Here is a 17,488-nt window from a genome sequence, read left to right on the forward strand (position 1 = left end):
ATTTTGGTAATAGAGTTATAAATAAATATATATAATTAAACCTAGTTTTTATAAATTATTTTTTATTTATTCAGTGAAATATAATTTATTATGATTTTTAGTCAAAAAATCTCTTAATTCCTTGAATAAAAGTTTAAGAATCTAATTATTTTAAGAATCGTTAATTAATAAGGTAGATTAAATAAGAATACCAAACTACGGCTAGCTTGGTATACTTATTTTTATTTTTTTAAAATTCCAATTCCTGGTCTATCTGGAAGAATGCATTTTCCTTCTTGAACAGTCATTCCATCGTAAATGTCGTTACCAATCAATAATGCACCATCTAAATCCGCCCAATCCACAAGAGGTGCTAATTGTGCTGCTGCTGAGATCGCACATGATGTTTCGGTCATACAGCCCAACATTACTTTCATGTCTAATGAGCGTGCGAGCTCTGCCATTTGTTTAGCTTCGCGCATACCTGTACACTTCATCAATTTGATGTTAATACCAGTATACACACCTTGAAGTTTAGGAACATCGACTAATCGCTGACAGCCTTCATCAGCAATAGTTGGGATAGGAGATTGTGCTGTTAACCACGCATTCTCATCAATCATTTCTTTTGGCATAGGTTGTTCCAAGAACACTACATTTCTTTCGTGCAACCAATGCGCCATTTCCAGCGCTTCTTCTTTATTTTTCCAGCCTTGATTTACATCCGCACACAAAGGAACATCTGTTACCGAACGAATAGTATCAATAATCATTTTGTCGGTGTCCAATCCCAATTTTACTTTCAGAATTTTGAATTGCTCAGCTTCTTCTACTTTCTTGCGGATCATTTCTTCGGTATCAATACCAATAGTATAAGAAGTAGGCGGGATAAGGTCAGGATTTAAGCCCCAAATTTTGTAAAAAGGCTGATTCATGATTTTTCCTAATAAATCATGAAGCGCAATATCTACAGCCGCTTTTGCTGCAGTATTTTTTTCTGTAATTTGGTCTACATATGTTAAGATTTCCGCAGTTTGGAATGGCGAATCAAAATGCGATAGATCAATCTGACTCAAAAATTTAGTCACACTCTCTTGGGATTCACCTAAATAAGGAGGCATACTAGCCTCTCCATATCCTACAATCCCATCGTATTCCAATTCGGTCAATACAACTGGAGTAGTCGTGCGGCTAAAAGATGCAACAGTGAATACATGACGCATCTCTAAAGTAAATGGCCTAAAACGTAATGTAAAACGTCCCATTTTTTTTGTTTCCCAACTGCTCATTCTTTTAGTTATTTTGTATATGATTTGTTTTCTTTAATAGGTTGAATTTGCGGGTCTGAAGCTCCTATATATCTTCTAGCTGCCACCACTGTTCGTGTTTGGAAGTCATCATAATTGCTTGCTTCTTTCAACATAGAATTGATACGAACTCTTCCTGCCGAATGTATGAATTCACCATTACCTATATACATTGCTACGTGCGTAACACGTGCGTTTGGATTAGAATTTTTGCCACCAGCAAAGAAAAGCAAATCAGCAGGTTTCAGGTTTTTTAAGGCAATAGTAGGGTCAAAATTTCCATCTGCTCCCAGTATTTCGATTTTCTCGCCTGCTAAAACTTGTTGTGAAGCATCGCGAGGAATGACATAGCCATTCATATAAAAAGCTGTTTTGGTAAATCCACTACAATCTACACCTTTTACAGAAGTTCCTCCCCATAAATAAGGAAGACCTAACATGGATTTAGCGCTATTTAATACATTTTCTGCGGTCAGTTGACGTGTTTCTAACCATTTATCAAAAGTAGTAGCTTCTTCTTTTTGGATAAAAGCTATTCTTCCATCAGGATATTTAACTTTGTAAAATTTCTTATCCGCGCTTAATAAAGACAAAATATTACCATAAACTAAATCAGATACACGTAAGCTTTTTGTATTAGCTTCAGAATAAGATTTACCAAATTCATTGGTGTAGATCACTTTTGGAGATTCTTTCCAGCTTTTTATTTCGGATTCATCCATTTGAGCTACAGAAGCCGTAGGTACCCAAGCAATGTAGCCTTCGGGCGTGCGTACACGGAATTCTCCTTTATCTTTCTGTAAAATATCAACCTGAGTTCCTAATAAAGTTTGGGTAGCCATTTCTTCGTCATGCCCAGGCTTTGTGCGTAAATTGGCAACAGAAAGAATGATTACTCCATATTTTTTCTGCCCTACAGTACTATCCGGTAAAAGTCTGTATTGTATGTTCGCATTGGAATTTTGTAGTTCTTTATTTAAGAATGAAACAACCTCGTTTTCCGTAGTTTGGATCGTATAGATATTATTCTTAACATCTGCTTTTACCAATTCTAATAATTTAGTTCTCTTATCGGGAGCGTATTTTGGTTTTGCGGAGTCTAGTGTTTTAACGATTGACTTGTATATTGTTGAATCAACTTGAGCATTCGCATTATTGAAGCTTCCAATATATACAGCTATTGGTAAACAGAAATAAACAAATTTGTTTTTCATCATAAATAATTGTGTGCTATAAAATAACGTAAAAAAATGCAAAAAATGGCAATAATATGTTTAAATTATTAAATGTTTTTGCGTTTTTCGTTTGTTTAGTGATAAATAATGTAAAAATATATGAAAGCAACGTTTGGCGGAGGCTGTTTTTGGTGTACCGAAATAATCTTTTTAAATACCGAAGGGGTTAATTCTGTTTTACCTGGCTATATGGGTGGAAAAAGAAAAAATCCCACGTATGAACAAGTTTGTTCTGGAGCTACAGGACATGTAGAAGTAGTTCATTTGGATTTTGATGAAACAAAAGTTTCTTTTGAGGATTTATTAGCGGTATTCTTTAAAACGCATGATCCTACAACGTTAAACCGTCAAGGAGTAGATGTAGGAACACAATACCGATCTGTAGTTTTTTATCACAGTGAAGAACAGAAAGAACAGACAGAGAAATTTATACAAGGGTTGGAAGCAGCTAAAGTTTTTGATGATCCAATTGTTACAGCGGTAGAAGAGGCTTCTGCTTTTTGGCCGGCAGAGGATTATCATATAAATTACTTCAATCGTAATCCAGAAAATCCATTTTGTTCTGCAGTTATTGCGCCGAAATTGACAAAATATTTAAAGACATTGAAATAGTAACAAATAAGGCTCGCGCTAGCGAGCCTTATTTGTTATTTTATTAAAATAATCCTATCTGTCCGTCATCACTAATCTGAATATCATCTGGATTAGTAATTTCTAAGGGTACCGAATTCGTATCTTCTTGTGCTGCGTCTTCTGACTTTTTCTCTTCGTCTTTTGGTGGATTAGCCAAATCGATTTCTTCGGTCAGTGCTTTTACAGTCTGTACATTATGGAAAGAAAGACGATTTCCTTGTGCTTTTATCTTTTTGATATCGATCAACTCATTTAGCGGCTGTTCGATAGTTTCTTCTACTTGAGATTTTCCTTTTAGCTGTTTGATTTTAACAACTGGATTCAAATTATTTGTCAATAAAATCAATTTTGAACCTGGTTCTTCATTTATGATAGAAACACGTTTGCCTAATGGAATCTCATCGAATACAAAACGTTTTACATAATAAGCGCCTGATTTTCCATCTTGATGTACAGCGGTATACACGTGATCAGGATAGAATTTCTCGATACGAATCATCTTTTCATCGAAGTGATTACTCAAATCAAAATTAGAAAGCTCGTATGATCCATCTTTGAAAACCATCAAAATCTTGTCTTCCCCATCAAATTCACCTAAGAATTTGCCGCGCTCATCAGCATTTAATCTTTTCAGTACATCATCGTACCAAATTTTGCGTCCAGCAAGTGTCGATACACCCGCGCTCTTAAAGGTAATTTTCTTCACAGGGTATTTAGAAACCAAGTTACCCATGGAACCTTTTCCTTTGATAGCGATTTCTGCAAAATCTAAATCAAAAGTAAGTTTACGTAATTTCGTATGCGGTTTCAATTGTACATTAACCACTTCGGCTTCACCATTTGGATTCGCGGTGAAATAAAGTATTTTTGAACCTTTAGTTTCTTTGGTTACGTCATATTCTTTTTCACGTGTAACTGCTGTCACTGCGAAACGTTTTACGTACGTATTTCCTTGCGTGCCGTCACGATAGATCGCATTATAAATCGTACGCTCGTCACCTTTTTTGAAAACAGCAACGTGAATAATATCTTTTCCTACAAAGACTTTATCCTGCACTTTGACCACACTATATTTACCGTCCTCGCGGAAGACAATGATATCATCTATGTCCGAACAATCCGTAACGAATTCATCTTTCTTCATTGCCGTGCCGATAAATCCTTCTGCACGGTTCACGTATAATTTAGCATTGGCTAAAGCTACTTGTGTAGCTTCTACTTTGTCAAATACGCGCAATTCAGTTTTACGCTCACGACCTTTAGCATACTTCGAACGTAAATATTCAAACCATTCAATCGCGTATTCTGTAAGATGCTTCAGGTTTTTCTTTACTTCCTTGATCTCATCACTCAAAGCCTTCATTTGCTCGTCCGCTTTTTTCACATCAAAACGTGTGATGCTACTCATCGGCTTATCTATTAGCTTTTTGTAATCTTCTGGAAGAATTTCTCGGTAGAATTGATCGAAGAAAGGTGTGAATAATCTATTCAAAACTTCTACAACGGTCTCAAAATTACCTGCATTTTCATAATCCGGATGTTTGTACATGCCTTCTTGAATGAAAATCTTAAGCAGGGAATTAAAGAATATTTTTTCTTGAAGCTCATTAAGACGAATCTCCAATTCACGTTTTAGAAGTTCTTTAGTTTGTAAAGTGTTTTCAATTAAGATGTCGTTCACACTCATAAAATGTGGTTTGTCATCTTTGATAACACAAGTATTTGGAGAGATAGAAGATTCACAAGAAGTGAAGGCATATAATGCATCAATAGTTACATCTGGCGAAATACCCGGTGCCAAATGAATCATGATTTCTACATCTTTTGCCGTATTATCTTCAATCTTTTTGATTTTGATTTTGCCTTTGTCATTTGCTGAGACAATGCTTTCAATCAAACTACCCGTTGTCGTTCCGAAAGGAATTTCAGTGATAGCTAAAGTCTTTTTGTCTCGTTCTTCGATTTTAGCTCGCACACGAATTTTACCACCACGTTGACCTTCGTTATAGTTCGAGATATCCGCATATCCACCTGTTGGGAAGTCCGGATATAAGTTTGGGCGTTCACCTTTCAATACTTGAATAGACCCATCGATTAATTCGATGAAATTGTGTGGCATAATCTTCGTTGCCAAGCCCACAGCGATACCTTCAGCTCCCTGAGCTAATAATAAAGGAAACTTAACAGGTAAAGTAATAGGTTCTTTGTTACGGCCGTCATAGCTTAGTTGCCATTCTGTAGTATCTGGATTAAACACGACATCATTGGCAAATTTGGACAAACGTCCTTCAATATAACGCGAAGCAGCAGCCGAGTCACCTGTTACAGGATCTCCCCAGTTACCTTGACAATCAATCAATAAGTCTTTTTGTCCCAACTGCACGATAGCGTCACCAATGGAAGCGTCCCCATGCGGATGGTACTGCATGGTATGACCTACTACGTTGGCAATTTTGTTGAATCTTCCATCATCTTTTTCTTTGAAAGAGTGTAAAATTCTACGTTGTACAGGCTTAAAACCATCATTGATATGTGGTACTGCACGATCCAAAATCACATATGAAGCATAATCCAAAAACCAATTTTCATACAGTCCCGATAAGGGAATTGTATTGCTGGCATGTTCGTTTTCAGGCGATGAATTATGATCTTGACTGTTATCTTCTGGGTTAATCGTTTCGTCAATCATCTATGTTTTATTATTTGATTGTTATACGGATTCAAGTTTTTGAATTTGGTAAAATTACAAATTTCTATCAAATGCGGCTTATAATAAAATGAGATTAAATTTGACTAAATTTTTCATTTAGTCAAAAAGTACGTAAATATGACAATTACCATTTTTGCTGAAAATATTTAGGTATTAATTTTGTGGCAATAGATAGAAAAGGTTTCTTCCTTTACTACCACTCAATTCTAAAATGATTATTGTGTTATGGCCAAGAGAAATTACGTATCAAATTCTACCGAAAGTACGCGGATGTTTAAAAATGACTTTTTAGAGTCATTGACAAAAGTACATTATTCTGTTCCTCTTATTTTTTGGATCCCTGTTATTATTTATTTTATTCGTAAGGCATATGTAGTAGGAGAAATGAGTGCAAGCGCAGTTTTCGGTTATTTTCTATTCGGATTGGCGTTTTGGACTTTAGCTGAATATGTATTACACCGTTGGGTATTTCATTTTCATCCAAAAAGTGCTTGGGGACAACGAATCCATTTTATTTTTCATGGCGTACACCATGATTATCCTAAAGATCGTTTGCGTTTGGTAATGCCTTTGTCTGCTAGTATTCCCATGGCTACGATTATTTATTTTATATTTTATGCTTTTTTTGGAGAGTTCACTTTAGCAGCTTTCTTCGCTGGATTTTTGTTTGGGTATCTGATCTATGACGAATGTCACTATGCAATGCATCATGCAAATTTTAAATCTGGCATATTTAAGAAAATAAAGGATCATCATATGTTGCATCATTATTCCGATCCAGAAAAGGGATTTGGTGTAAGCTCAGCTATATGGGACAAAGTTTTCAATTCAGGTTTTCCGAAGAAAGAAATAAAATAAAAGCAATCTGAAAAGATTGCTTTTATTCTGTTAGTGTGATTTTAAGGCGCTTCCACATGTTGTGAAAAATGCTAATATTTTTTCAAAGGCATTATATAGTTTTGGTTGTGAAGTCTTTTTGAATTCTAATAGCATTTAAAATCGCAATTAACGAAACACCAACGTCCGCAAAAACCGCTTCCCACATCGTAGCTAATCCTCCTGCACCTAAAATTAAAACAGCGGCTTTTACCACAAAAGCTAGTGTTATATTTTGCCACACAATAGTTTTTGTTTTTTTTCCTATTCGAATTGCTAAAGGTAATTTAGAAGGTTTGTCGTCTTGGATTACGACATCTGCTGTTTCTATAGTAGCATCCGAACCTAGGCCACCCATTGCAATTCCCACATCGCTTAAGGCTACTACGGGAGCATCATTGACGCCGTCTCCTACAAAGGCTACTTTCTGGTTTAATGCTTTTATTACCTTTACTTGATTGACCTTATCCTCGGGCAACAAATTTCCATAAGCCTGTTTTATTCCCAATTGGTCTGCTACATGTTGAACAACAGTTTCCTTATCACCACTAAGCATGGTGGTTTTAACCCCGAGGTTGTTTAATTGTTGTATCGTATTTGCTGCATCTTCTTTAATGGTATCTGCAATCGTGATATAGCCTACATATTTTTTATCAAACGCCACAGCCAAAGTCGTGTAAACAATTTTTGCTGCATTAGTGTTGTAGCTAATATTGTATTTATCTAAAAGCTTAAAATTTCCTACTAAAACCTCTTTTCCTTCTACGAGGGAACGTAGTCCGTGTCCAGGAATCTCTTCTGTATTTTCCAGTTTAATAGTAGAATCTACTTTTCCAGCATACTCCTGAATGGCGGTAGCGATGGGGTGCGTACTTTGGCTTTCTACAGCGTTCACAATGGAAAGCATGTATTCTTTGTCTACTTCTGGCTGAAAATTGATTTCTTGTACCTGAAAAACACCTTCGGTCAATGTACCTGTTTTATCCATCACAATGTGTTGGATGTTTGCCAGTGTATCTAGGTAGTTTGACCCTTTGAACAGAATACCGTTTTTGCTCGCAGCACCTATTCCTCCAAAATAACCTAACGGAATAGAAATTACCAATGCACAAGGACAGGAGATAACCAAGAAAATTAATGCTCTGTATAGCCATTGATTAAAAACATAATTCTCTACTATCATCGCGGGAACTAAACATATACAAAGGGCCAATGCTACTACAATTGGAGTATATATTTTAGCAAACTTGCGAATAAATAGTTCTGTAGGGGCTTTCTGCGATGAAGCATTTTGAACCAGTTCTAATATTTTGCTCAGTTTGCTATCTTCATACGCTGTGGTAACTCGTACTTGAGCTACCGTATTGAGGTTTATCATTCCAGCCAGCACTTGCTCGCCTTGTTGTTTTGAGTAAGGCTTGCTTTCTCCCGTAAGTGCAGCAGTATTGAATGTAGCGGTATCAGAAATTAATTCACCATCCAATCCTAATTTTTCTCCTGGTTTAAGTTGAATGGTATCCCCAATGGTAGCTTTTGTGGCAGGTATAGTCTTTGGTAGTCCATTTTGAAGGATGGTGACTTCATCAGGGCGTTGATCCAATAATGATTTTATATTCTTTTTAGCGCGAGATACCGCCATCGACTGGAAAACTTCCCCTACTGAATAGAAAAGCATCACAGCTACAGCTTCTGGATATTCTTTGATAGCAAAAGCTCCTACTGTTGCGATTGTCATAAGCAAAAATTCGGAGAATACATCTCCCTTACGTATGCTTACAAAAGCATCTTTGATAACAGGAAATCCGACTATTCCATAAGCGATGAGGTACCAAATAAAGCGTATTGCCCCCGAAAACCAATCTTGCGGCCACCAATTGTCCAAGAGTATGGCGATGATTAATAAAATAAATGATACGCTCGAAGGTAAGAATAACATTCCTATATTGCCACTCATATTACTATGGTCATGATCATGTTCTCCGTGATCATGTGCATGATTATGGCCTTTAATCACCTTCTCCGTATGATTATTGACTTTACAATTTTGCGTACCGCATAATTGTTCTGCTACTTTTTCATTGTGTGTATGTTCTTGTGCCATGCAGTACTATTTTTCACTGTGAGGTGATTGTGAGGTTTGGCTTTTAATATATCTAAATATAATTAATCTTTTCTGTTTTTTTCCAACTGATGGGAAATTGTCCCTGCTTAGCGAATATGTATAAGAAATATATAATAGAATAATTTTTTACTAAAAATTTTAGTATTTTTGAGGTCTAGTTTTTTGGTGATAACATGGATTGGCAGGATACAAAACGGTTTGTAGCACATTTGGATTTGGATACTTTTTTCGTCAGTGTAGAGCGATTAAAGAATAGTCAATTTGTGGGTAAACCTCTTATTGTGGGAGGGTTGAGTGATCGTGGCGTGGTGGCAGCATGTAGCTATGAGACCCGAAAATTTGGTGTTCATAGTGCTATGCCAATGAAGTTGGCTTTACGTTTATGTCCGCATGCGATAGTCGTGCGTGGCGATTCAGATAGCTACAGTTATTATTCTCGCTTGGTGACGGATGTGGTCGCGGACACTGTTCCGGTCATGGAAAAGGCAAGTATCGATGAGTTTTATGTGGATTTAACGGGGGTAGATCGCTTTTTTGGCTGTAGCCAATTTATGGTTGAACTCAAAGAGCGTATTCGCAAAGAGTCAGGACTTCCGATTAGCTACGCTTTGGCTTCGAATAAATTGGTCAGTAAGGTAGCGACGGATGATGCAAAGCCTGATGGTCGAAAAGAAATAGCACATGGCTTGGAGAAATCCTATTTAGCGCCATTGCATATTGACCGTATGCCTGGTATAGGGCAGAAGACTTCCGCACTGCTGCAGCAAATGGGGGTTCGTACCATTAAGGTATTGAGCGAAATTCCTATTCCGATGATGCAAAATTTGTTGGGCAAGAATGGAATAGATTTATCGCGCAAAGCGAATGGTATTGATCCTACGCCTATAGTTCCATATTCCGAACAGAAAAGTATAGGTACGGAGGAAACTTTTCAGCAGGACACTATTGATTTGAAATTTTTGAACAGTGAAATTATCCGAATGACCGAAAAGTTGGCTTTTCAGCTTCGTCAAAGTGGAAAGTTGACGGGATGTATTACAGTGAAGTTACGGTATTCCAATTTTGATACCGTGAGTAAGCAAATGGTGATTTCGTACACGGCTTCGGATGCGGTATTGATTCGAAAGGCGAAGGAACTTTTTGCTAAATTATACGAGAAACGGATGCTGGTTCGCTTGATAGGTGTACGTTTCAGTCACTTGGTGCAAGGCTCGCAGCAGATTAATCTTTTCGAAGATACCGAAGAAGCCGTTCGTTTGTATCAAGCTATGGACGCGATGCGTAATCGTTTTGGTGATGAAGTAATAAAAAGAGCGATTTCCATTCCTGCTAAACCTAATAAAGCCAGTTAGGAAAAGAAGTAAGAAGCCACAAAAGATTTCTTACGGCACGACGTACCGTTCGAAAGAATGTAGTTACAAAGTATCCTTGTAATTCGTAATCGATTAGATATCTCCCGATGGTCGATATGACGTAATTTAGCCTCGTCATTCCGACGATAGGAGGAATCTAAAAGACATGAAAAGAGAAGTTAATAAGCAAAATGATATTTCCTGTCAATTACCTCAAAAGTTACTTCTTTCTTGGATTCTTGAAATAGCTGATAACCTTGTTGAATATTTTGCCAAAAAGAAAAAGTATCGTCATTTACTTGTGGTTTGTAGATCAGCATATTTTCCTCAGTCATTTCAAACGGAAAGATATAAACAGGAATATTCTGCTGTCCAGAATCTTTTGCCCACAAAGCGTAGAGATAAATTTCTTTCATCAAATCATCTGTCATGGGGAGACAGCCTACAGTTTCACATTTGCCATGAATAAAAATATCCGACCCCGTATAATTATGTGCTAAGTCAAATGCATTGGGGTAATTTAATCCCAAGGATAAGTAAAATTTGCTTTTGGGATTGAAGCGGTTGATAGTGTAGAATCCCTCTGGAACTTGCTTGTCGCCTTCCGCTTTTTTAGGTCCTAATTTTCCAGAACGCGCACAGATCGGGTATTGCTGAATGAGTCTGTAATTTTCTTGGCTGGTAGATTTTGCAAATAAATCCAATCTATCCAACTCTTTGTACGCAACGAATAATATGTTCAAATCCGTACTATCTAATTGATAATTCTGAAGATTTTCTAAGATTAAACTACCTTTCTCAGTAATGACGGTTTGTACTCTATCTTCTTCTGGGGATTGAGTTTGAGTAGGAGTGGAGTTGCAATTTGTCATCATGCAAATAAAAAGTAAATAAAGTAAAGTTCTCACGATTGGATACGCAATTTGTATTTGGTCAATAGTGCGGGCAAACTTTGTAGATCAAATTTAGCTCCAGTGACACGATTTGCTTCGGGATCAAGTTGGAAGTTATATGCCGTTGAAAAATCAGCTTTCTCCAAATTACTTTGATAAAAAGTTGCACGATGTAAGTCACAATTTTCAAAAATAGCTTCTTTGAGTTCGGTGCTTTCAAAATCTACTTCGTGCATTCTACAGGATTTAAATTTGGTCTTGTTTAATTTCAAACCAGCGAAAGAACAGTGATCCAAAATGGATTCTGTAAAACTAAAACCGATGTTAAATAGATTTGCTGTAGGGAAAAGTAAACCCAAAACCTTACAATGGGTGAATTTACAATCTTGAAACATGGTATTTTCTATCTTGGCTAAACTCAGGTTACAATGCACAAACTCACAGTCTATAAATTTGATTCCATTTAATACCGTCGTTTCAAAATTGCAGTGTTCAAATCGGCAATATTCGTATTCGGTAATTTCAATGCTTTCTGCTTGAAAGTCTATTTTCTGAAAGGTTTTGTCTTCTATTAAATTCATTCAAAATTTATAAATAAGCCACTTCTTTGCGAATACGACTTAATGAAGTATCCGTAATACCCAAGTAAGTTGCGATATGTTTCAATGGCGCCTGCTGGATGATTTGCGGCTTTTCCTGGATTAATTGCAAATATCGTTTTGATGCGGGTTCCGTAATGATTTCTGTCGCTCTTTTTTTGCTCAAATACAACTCATAGGACATCCAAGCGCGACCCCATTCGCGCATAGCAGGTATTTTGTGAAACAGTTCTTGAAAATCGTCATAACTAATCTTGTATAAACTACAATCCGTCAAACATTGAATATATTCTTGCGAAGGAACACGCGGAAATATAGAAGCTACATCGATCACGACCTCATTATTTCCTTTAAAATCCGTCGTGATTTCATTGCCTTCATAATCGTACAAATAGGCACGCACCAAGCCAGATTCGATGATGTAATATTCGTCTTGAATCTTTCCTTTAGAGAGTAATAATTCTCCTTTATGAGCTGTGATTTTTTGATGTGCTTGTGCAATCAACTCAAAATCTGATGCTTCAAAGAGTGGATGTTGGTAGACTTGTTTGAGGATGTCCATTTTTAGTTTATAATTATTGTTAACCAATTTAACAATAAATCCTATAAATTAAAACGGATCAGCGACGGTAAATGTGACTTCCTGTTTCGTTTTTGGATGGATAAATTGAATATATCCAGCATGCAAATGCAATCTATACGCTCGTTTTCCATACAAATCATCACCCACAATGGGAGTATTCAAACCTTTGACGTGAGCCGAATGGACACGCAATTGATGTGTTCTCCCTGTTAGAGGATAGTAATGTATTCGGGTTCTACCATTTTCTGTCGCTACGACTTTATATTTCGTTTGAGCAGGTTTGCCATATTCATAACAAACCACTTGTCGTGGTCTATCTTCCAAATCTACACGCAAAGGCAAATCAATAATTCCATCTTGGGAATTGATTATCCCATCCAAAAGAGCGGTGTAACGTTTTTCAACAGTATGGCGAATGAATTGATCTTGTATAAATTGATGCGCATCTTTATTTTTCGCAATCACCAAAATGCCCGATGTAGACATATCTAAGCGGTGAATAATCACTGGCCCAGTGATTTCTGGATTTCTGGCTAGAATGCGCGTTTGCACACTATCCTGCACATTGATTCCCGGTACAGAAAGAAACTCCGCTGGCTTGTTCACCACAATAATGTCTTCGTCTTCGTAAATTACTTCTATATCCACTTCAGCTGCAGGATTTTCCAGCATGGGATTGGGATCAACTTCCAGACCCTGCAACATATGCCCTAAAATCGGTTCACATTTGCCCCGGCAAGAAGGGTAGAAGTATTGATGTTTGCGTACTTCCGAAGCAGGAGAAGCTCCCCACCAAAATTCAGCCATACAAATAGGTTTCAAATCATGTAAATAGGCATACTGCAATAATTTCGGAGCAGCGCATTCACCAGCACCTGCTGGCGGTAGCATTTGAATAGCTTCTTGGAAAATGTCCAAAACAGCACGTTTTTCGCCCTTTGCATTCAAGAAATGATACTGATCGAAGAGTTGATTTTGCAAAGTGGAAGATTTAGTTCTGCGCAATTCTTTTTTGTCCTCAATTTCTTGCAACAATACATTTAATTCGTCTTCTAGAATAGCTAGCCTACTTTTGCAGTTTGATTTTAACACATCGTACTCGTGTTGGTCACGATAACTTTGTTTGATCAAATCTTGTTCGACCTCTTGGTAGTCTTCAGGTGAAAGAATTTCTTTTTGCGCCGTTCGAATAGCTTTACGTTCTGCTTTATTTTTTTTGTTCAACGCTCTAGCTTCCGCCAATTCTTGTTCAGTCTCCTTTTTGCAAACTTCTATTTGTTCTTTTAACGCTTGGATTTTTGGATTCTTCTCTAAAAGTTCAATCTCACGATTTAAAGTATTAATAGTTGCTTCTTCATTCAAGAAAAATCCTTCTGGATCTAGCATGTCAAAAATGGGAGGGATGAAATAACGATGTTGGTTCGTACTGGCTAATTTTCCAGAACAAGCTGCTAAATAACCTAAATTACCTTTATTGTCTTCTACCACCAAGACTCCAAACATTTTCCCAATCACAAGACCTTCTTGGCCTTCTTGCAAACCGAAATTGTGTTCAAAATCTTTTTGTATTGATAAATAGTGTTGAACATGTTCTGCAGCTAAAACACTGAAAGGATGCGGTTCGTAACAAAAAGGGAAAGTGAATTTTTCAGGTTTCGCTAAGGTTGAAATATCGTGTTGAAAGGAATGTAAAAACGGAATGTTGGATGCCATTATTCTTGCTTGATAAACTGCAAAATTACTAAGAAAAATCTGTAGCTGCGCTATATAAATTAGCATTTCAAAATGACAATTTTATGTCTTACCATATTCCCCAAAAACGGGGTTTTATCGCTAATTTAGAGCTGTAAAAGCACTACTTATGACAATAGAAACTATACCGTTTGGGCAATCAGATATACAAATAACACCTTTGATTTTTGGCGGAAATGTCTTTGGTTGGACTTTAGATGAACCGAAATCTTTTCAGATTCTGGATGATTTTGTGGACAAAGGTTTTAACGCAATTGATACCTCGAATAATTATTCGCATTGGGTTGAGGGGAACAAAGGTGGTGAATCCGAAACCATTATTGGGAATTGGTTGATACAGCGAGGAAGGAGAGATCAGGTTATTTTGATGACCAAAGTAGGAGGTCGATTTGGTTATGAATCTAAACCTAATGTAAGAGGTGCTTATATCAAGGAGCAAGTGGAGGAATCGTTGCGCCGTTTGAAAACGGATTATATCGATTTGTACCAAACGCATTATGATGACGAGGTAACGCCTATTGAAGAAACCTTACGTGCATACGAAGATCTAATCAAAGAAGGAAAAGTACGTTATATTGGGGCTTCGAATATCGGTCCCGAAAGATTGGTTGAAAGTTTGGATATCGCTGAGGACAAGAATTTACCAAAATATATTTCTTTACAGCCTGAATATAACTTATTTGATCGAGCAAAATTTGAAAATCTTTACCAGAAATTAGCTTTAGAAAAACAAATTGCTGTGATTCCTTATTATTCATTAGCGAGTGGTTTTTTGAGTGGAAAATATCAATTGGAAGAAGATTTTGCTAAAACCTCTCGTGGGAAAGGTATTAAAGATAAATATTGGAATGAGCGAGGTCGACAAATCGTACAGACGCAAAAAGAAATTGCAGAAAAATATAATGTCTCGCCTTCGGCAGTAGCTTTAGCTTGGCTTTTGGCTCAACCTTCTATTACGGCACCTATCGCTAGCGCTACCAAATCTGAACATATTGTTGCTTTTGTAGACGCCTTGCAGCTTAAATTAGCTGAAGAAGATATTCAAAAATTAACTGAAGCAAGTAAATATTAACCACATCACAGAAACAAAATATAACGACTTAACATACACACAATGAAAACAAATATTGGAATTAAGGAGAAAGATACTGCTGCTGTTGCAGAGATTTTAAATAAATTATTAGCGGATCACAATGTATTATATGTGAAAGCAAGAAATGCGCACTGGAATATTGAAGGTCCAGATTTTCATGCACAGCATTTATTTTTCGAAACTATTTATGATGCTTTGGCAGAAACCATTGATGAGATAGCAGAACGTGTTCGTGCTATTGGACATTATGCCGTTGGATCATTAAAGGAATTTTTGGATTTGACGCAGCTTTCGGAAGATAAACCAGCGAAAAATGATAGCCAAAGTTATATTAAAGCACTATTGAACGATTATGAAAGTATTATAATTTCAATTCGTGAAAATATTGAAACTGTTGAAAAGCATGGAGACGCAGGTACGGAAGATTTTTTAGTCGGCATTATGGAAGAACATGAGAAGACAGCTTGGATGCTGAGAGCACATTTAAAATAAGAAAGAGAGGTTAACCTCTCTTTCTTATTTTAAATTATTTTTTTGATGGCAACATTACCGTACCTGCTACTAAATCATGAATGGCTCTTTTTCTATAATCGTTGTGAATCGTCAAAAAGGAAACCCATCCCAAGAGTACCTTCACTATAAAACGAATCAGCGCTTGGAAAAAATTAATTTTTCTTTCGACATCTTGATTTTTTCGGACATTAATTCCTTTAATTCTATTTCCAATTGTACCTCCTAAAGTTTGTAAAGTTGGCTCATATAAAATGAAAACAAATAGTAAAGCAAAACCTCGTATCCAATCGGGAAAGTTTATAGAATCACTGAGTTGAGAAAACACAAAAATAATGATTAAAATTACGCCAAAGTCAATCACACTGGATTGTATTCTGGTTAGTAAAGTAGGAAATTCAAATTCTTCTATCTCGTCCATATTTAAGTTTTTATAATAATTCAATTCTTAAATCTAAAGTAGTAACTTTCTATTAAATTAATGTATTTAATTTTAAAGTAGTATTGAATTTTAAATAGCAATATCCCCCAAAAATTCCGTTAATTTGTAGCTTAATAAAATTGTAAATAACCTTACAACAATATAATATGATTATTCAACCACGTGTAAGAGGTTTTATATGTTTGACTTCGCATCCAGAAGGTACAGCTCAACATATCAAAAACCAAATCGAGTATGTAAAATCAAAAGGAAAAATTGCTAACGGTCCTAAGAAAGTCCTAGTTATTGGAGCTTCTACAGGTTTTGGTCTAGCATCACGTATTTCAGCGGCTTTTGGTTCTGACGCAGCAACTATAGGTGTTTTCTTCGAAAAACCAGCTGCTCCAGGTAAACCAGGTACAGCAGGTTGGTACAATTCTGCAGCTTTTGAAAATGAAGCACATGCTGCAGGTCTTTATGCAAAAAGTATCAATGGTGATGCTTTCTCTGATGAGGTGAAAGCTAAAACTATTGAATTGATAAAACAAGATTTAGGTCAAGTAGATTTAGTGGTGTATTCATTAGCATCTCCACGTCGTACGCATCCTAAGACTGGTGTGGCTCATGCTTCGGTATTGAAGCCTATTGGTCAGCCTTTTACCGATAAAACGGTAGATTTTCACTCAGGTGTAGTTTCTGATATTTCAATCAACCCAGTAGAATCTGACGAAGATATCGCGAATACAGTTGCGGTAATGGGTGGTGAAGATTGGAAATTCTGGATCGAAGAATTGAAAGCTGCGGGTGTATTAGCTGACGGTGTAAAAACTGTAGCGTACTCGTATATTGGCCCTGAATTGACTTACCCAATCTATCGTAACGGTACTATTGGTCGTGCAAAAGACGATTTAGAAGGTACAGTACCAGTAATCAACGATATTTTGAAAGACGTGAATGGTATCTCTTACGTATCCGTAAATAAAGCTTTGGTTACGCAGTCATCATCAGCTATTCCAGTAGTTCCATTGTACATTTCCTTATTGTATAAAGTTATGAAAGAAAAGGGTATCCACGAAGGTACTATTGAACAAATGCAACGTTTATTTGCTGAGCGTTTGTACACTGCAGATGGTCAAGTAGCTTTGGATGAAAAGGGACGTATTCGTGTTGACGATTTGGAAATGCGTGAAGACATACAAGCTGAAGTAGCTAAATTGTGGGAACAAGCAACGACTGAAAACTTAGAAGAAATTTCAGATATCGCAGGATACCGTAATGATTTCTTCAATTTATTTGGTTTTAACTTCCCAGAAGTAAATTACGAAGCCGATACTAACGAAGTGGTTAACGTACCAAGTATTGAAGGATAATATTTTTATTTTACTATATGCTAAAGGCTCATCAGTTTTCTGATGAGCTTTTT

15 protein-coding genes are annotated in these 17,488 nt (G+C 36.6%); 6 read left to right on the forward strand and 9 right to left on the reverse strand.

What is annotated here, in order from left to right:
* Positions 1–221: 221 nt before the first annotated feature.
* The gene (locus G5B32_RS09905) at positions 222–1,268 is read right to left on the reverse strand and encodes a dipeptide epimerase (protein WP_165291381.1); all 1,047 of its coding nucleotides are present in this window, start codon (positions 1,266–1,268) and stop codon (positions 222–224) included.
* 8 nt (positions 1,269–1,276) lie between these two features.
* The gene (locus G5B32_RS09910; protein ID WP_240899045.1) at positions 1,277–2,503 is read right to left on the reverse strand and encodes a C40 family peptidase; all 1,227 of its coding nucleotides are present in this window, start codon (positions 2,501–2,503) and stop codon (positions 1,277–1,279) included.
* A gap of 117 nt (positions 2,504–2,620) precedes the next feature.
* On the opposite strand from G5B32_RS09910, the gene msrA reads away from it, so the two are divergent.
* Complete coding sequence (gene msrA / locus G5B32_RS09915) at positions 2,621–3,133, forward strand: peptide-methionine (S)-S-oxide reductase MsrA (protein WP_165291382.1); 513 nt, start codon at positions 2,621–2,623, stop codon at positions 3,131–3,133.
* Between the two features lie 43 nt (positions 3,134–3,176).
* On the opposite strand, the gene G5B32_RS09920 is transcribed toward msrA, so the two are convergent.
* Positions 3,177–5,843 (reverse strand): DNA gyrase/topoisomerase IV subunit A, encoded by a 2,667-nt coding sequence (locus G5B32_RS09920; RefSeq protein WP_165291383.1) that lies wholly within the window; start codon positions 5,841–5,843, stop codon positions 3,177–3,179.
* A 246-nt stretch (positions 5,844–6,089) separates the two neighbouring features.
* Here G5B32_RS09920 and G5B32_RS09925 point away from each other — a divergent pair, with 246 nt between their 5' ends.
* A complete protein-coding gene (locus G5B32_RS09925; RefSeq protein ID WP_240899046.1) occupies positions 6,090–6,722 on the forward strand; it encodes a sterol desaturase family protein in 633 nt (210 codons plus the stop codon).
* 91 nt (positions 6,723–6,813) lie between these two features.
* On the opposite strand, the gene G5B32_RS09930 is transcribed toward G5B32_RS09925, so the two are convergent.
* Positions 6,814–8,841 carry a heavy metal translocating P-type ATPase gene (locus G5B32_RS09930; RefSeq protein WP_165291384.1) on the reverse strand — a complete coding sequence of 676 codons (2,028 nt, stop codon included), beginning with the start codon at positions 8,839–8,841 and terminating at the stop codon, positions 6,814–6,816.
* Positions 8,842–9,035: 194 nt separating this feature from the next.
* On the opposite strand from G5B32_RS09930, the gene dinB reads away from it, so the two are divergent.
* On the forward strand, positions 9,036–10,214 hold the full coding sequence (dinB, locus tag G5B32_RS09935) for a DNA polymerase IV (protein ID WP_165291385.1): 1,179 nt from the start codon (positions 9,036–9,038) through the stop codon (positions 10,212–10,214).
* Between the two features lie 179 nt (positions 10,215–10,393).
* Here the strand turns inward: dinB and G5B32_RS09940 are convergent, their stop codons facing one another.
* Genes G5B32_RS09940 through G5B32_RS09955 form a run of 4 tightly spaced genes read right to left on the reverse strand, consistent with a single transcriptional unit; the run spans position 10,394 to position 14,002 of the window.
* Entirely contained in the window at positions 10,394–11,089 is a 696-nt protein-coding gene (locus tag G5B32_RS09940) for a murein L,D-transpeptidase family protein (RefSeq protein ID WP_206366869.1), read from the reverse strand.
* A gap of 29 nt (positions 11,090–11,118) precedes the next feature.
* Positions 11,119–11,688, reverse strand: a complete 570-nt coding sequence (locus tag G5B32_RS09945; RefSeq protein ID WP_165291386.1) for a pentapeptide repeat-containing protein — start codon at positions 11,686–11,688, stop codon at positions 11,119–11,121.
* Positions 11,689–11,695: 7 nt separating this feature from the next.
* The gene (locus G5B32_RS09950) at positions 11,696–12,268 is read right to left on the reverse strand and encodes a Crp/Fnr family transcriptional regulator (RefSeq protein WP_165291387.1); all 573 of its coding nucleotides are present in this window, start codon (positions 12,266–12,268) and stop codon (positions 11,696–11,698) included.
* Positions 12,269–12,316: 48 nt separating this feature from the next.
* Entirely contained in the window at positions 12,317–14,002 is a 1,686-nt protein-coding gene (locus tag G5B32_RS09955) for an RluA family pseudouridine synthase (RefSeq protein WP_165291388.1), read from the reverse strand.
* Positions 14,003–14,150: 148 nt separating this feature from the next.
* Here G5B32_RS09955 and G5B32_RS09960 point away from each other — a divergent pair, with 148 nt between their 5' ends.
* Together G5B32_RS09960 and G5B32_RS09965 are read left to right on the forward strand one after the other, a co-directional pair.
* Entirely contained in the window at positions 14,151–15,113 is a 963-nt protein-coding gene (locus tag G5B32_RS09960; protein ID WP_165291389.1) for an aldo/keto reductase, read from the forward strand.
* Between the two features lie 42 nt (positions 15,114–15,155).
* The gene (locus G5B32_RS09965; protein ID WP_165291390.1) at positions 15,156–15,626 is read left to right on the forward strand and encodes a Dps family protein; all 471 of its coding nucleotides are present in this window, start codon (positions 15,156–15,158) and stop codon (positions 15,624–15,626) included.
* Between the two features lie 34 nt (positions 15,627–15,660).
* Here G5B32_RS09965 and G5B32_RS09970 read toward each other — a convergent pair whose 3' ends face one another.
* A complete protein-coding gene (locus G5B32_RS09970; protein WP_165291391.1) occupies positions 15,661–16,065 on the reverse strand; it encodes an RDD family protein in 405 nt (134 codons plus the stop codon).
* A 167-nt stretch (positions 16,066–16,232) separates the two neighbouring features.
* On the opposite strand from G5B32_RS09970, the gene fabV reads away from it, so the two are divergent.
* Positions 16,233–17,435 carry an enoyl-ACP reductase FabV gene (gene fabV, locus G5B32_RS09975; protein WP_165291392.1) on the forward strand — a complete coding sequence of 401 codons (1,203 nt, stop codon included), beginning with the start codon at positions 16,233–16,235 and terminating at the stop codon, positions 17,433–17,435.
* The last annotated feature ends 53 nt before the right edge of the window (positions 17,436–17,488 follow it).

The sequence above is a fragment of the Sphingobacterium sp. SGL-16 genome, assembly GCF_011043515.1.
GTDB lineage: Bacteria > Bacteroidota > Bacteroidia > Sphingobacteriales > Sphingobacteriaceae > Sphingobacterium > Sphingobacterium litopenaei.

Excerpts from the sequence above, each read along its gene's own strand:
- G5B32_RS09905 (WP_165291381.1), bottom strand. The coding sequence starts at position 1,268 with ATGAGCAGTTGGGAAACAAAAAAAATGGGACGTTTTACATTACGTTTT.
- G5B32_RS09910 (WP_240899045.1), bottom strand. The coding sequence starts at position 2,503 with ATGATGAAAAACAAATTTGTTTATTTCTGTTTACCAATAGCTGTATAT.
- msrA (WP_165291382.1), top strand. The coding sequence starts at position 2,621 with ATGAAAGCAACGTTTGGCGGAGGCTGTTTTTGGTGTACCGAAATAATC.
- G5B32_RS09920 (WP_165291383.1), bottom strand. The coding sequence starts at position 5,843 with ATGATTGACGAAACGATTAACCCAGAAGATAACAGTCAAGATCATAAT.
- G5B32_RS09925 (WP_240899046.1), top strand. The coding sequence starts at position 6,090 with ATGGCCAAGAGAAATTACGTATCAAATTCTACCGAAAGTACGCGGATG.
- G5B32_RS09930 (WP_165291384.1), bottom strand. The coding sequence starts at position 8,841 with ATGGCACAAGAACATACACACAATGAAAAAGTAGCAGAACAATTATGC.
- dinB (WP_165291385.1), top strand. The coding sequence starts at position 9,036 with ATGGATTGGCAGGATACAAAACGGTTTGTAGCACATTTGGATTTGGAT.
- G5B32_RS09940 (WP_206366869.1), bottom strand. The coding sequence starts at position 11,089 with ATGATGACAAATTGCAACTCCACTCCTACTCAAACTCAATCCCCAGAA.
- G5B32_RS09945 (WP_165291386.1), bottom strand. The coding sequence starts at position 11,688 with ATGAATTTAATAGAAGACAAAACCTTTCAGAAAATAGACTTTCAAGCA.
- G5B32_RS09950 (WP_165291387.1), bottom strand. The coding sequence starts at position 12,268 with ATGGACATCCTCAAACAAGTCTACCAACATCCACTCTTTGAAGCATCA.
- G5B32_RS09955 (WP_165291388.1), bottom strand. The coding sequence starts at position 14,002 with ATGGCATCCAACATTCCGTTTTTACATTCCTTTCAACACGATATTTCA.
- G5B32_RS09960 (WP_165291389.1), top strand. The coding sequence starts at position 14,151 with ATGACAATAGAAACTATACCGTTTGGGCAATCAGATATACAAATAACA.
- G5B32_RS09965 (WP_165291390.1), top strand. The coding sequence starts at position 15,156 with ATGAAAACAAATATTGGAATTAAGGAGAAAGATACTGCTGCTGTTGCA.
- G5B32_RS09970 (WP_165291391.1), bottom strand. The coding sequence starts at position 16,065 with ATGGACGAGATAGAAGAATTTGAATTTCCTACTTTACTAACCAGAATA.
- fabV (WP_165291392.1), top strand. The coding sequence starts at position 16,233 with ATGATTATTCAACCACGTGTAAGAGGTTTTATATGTTTGACTTCGCAT.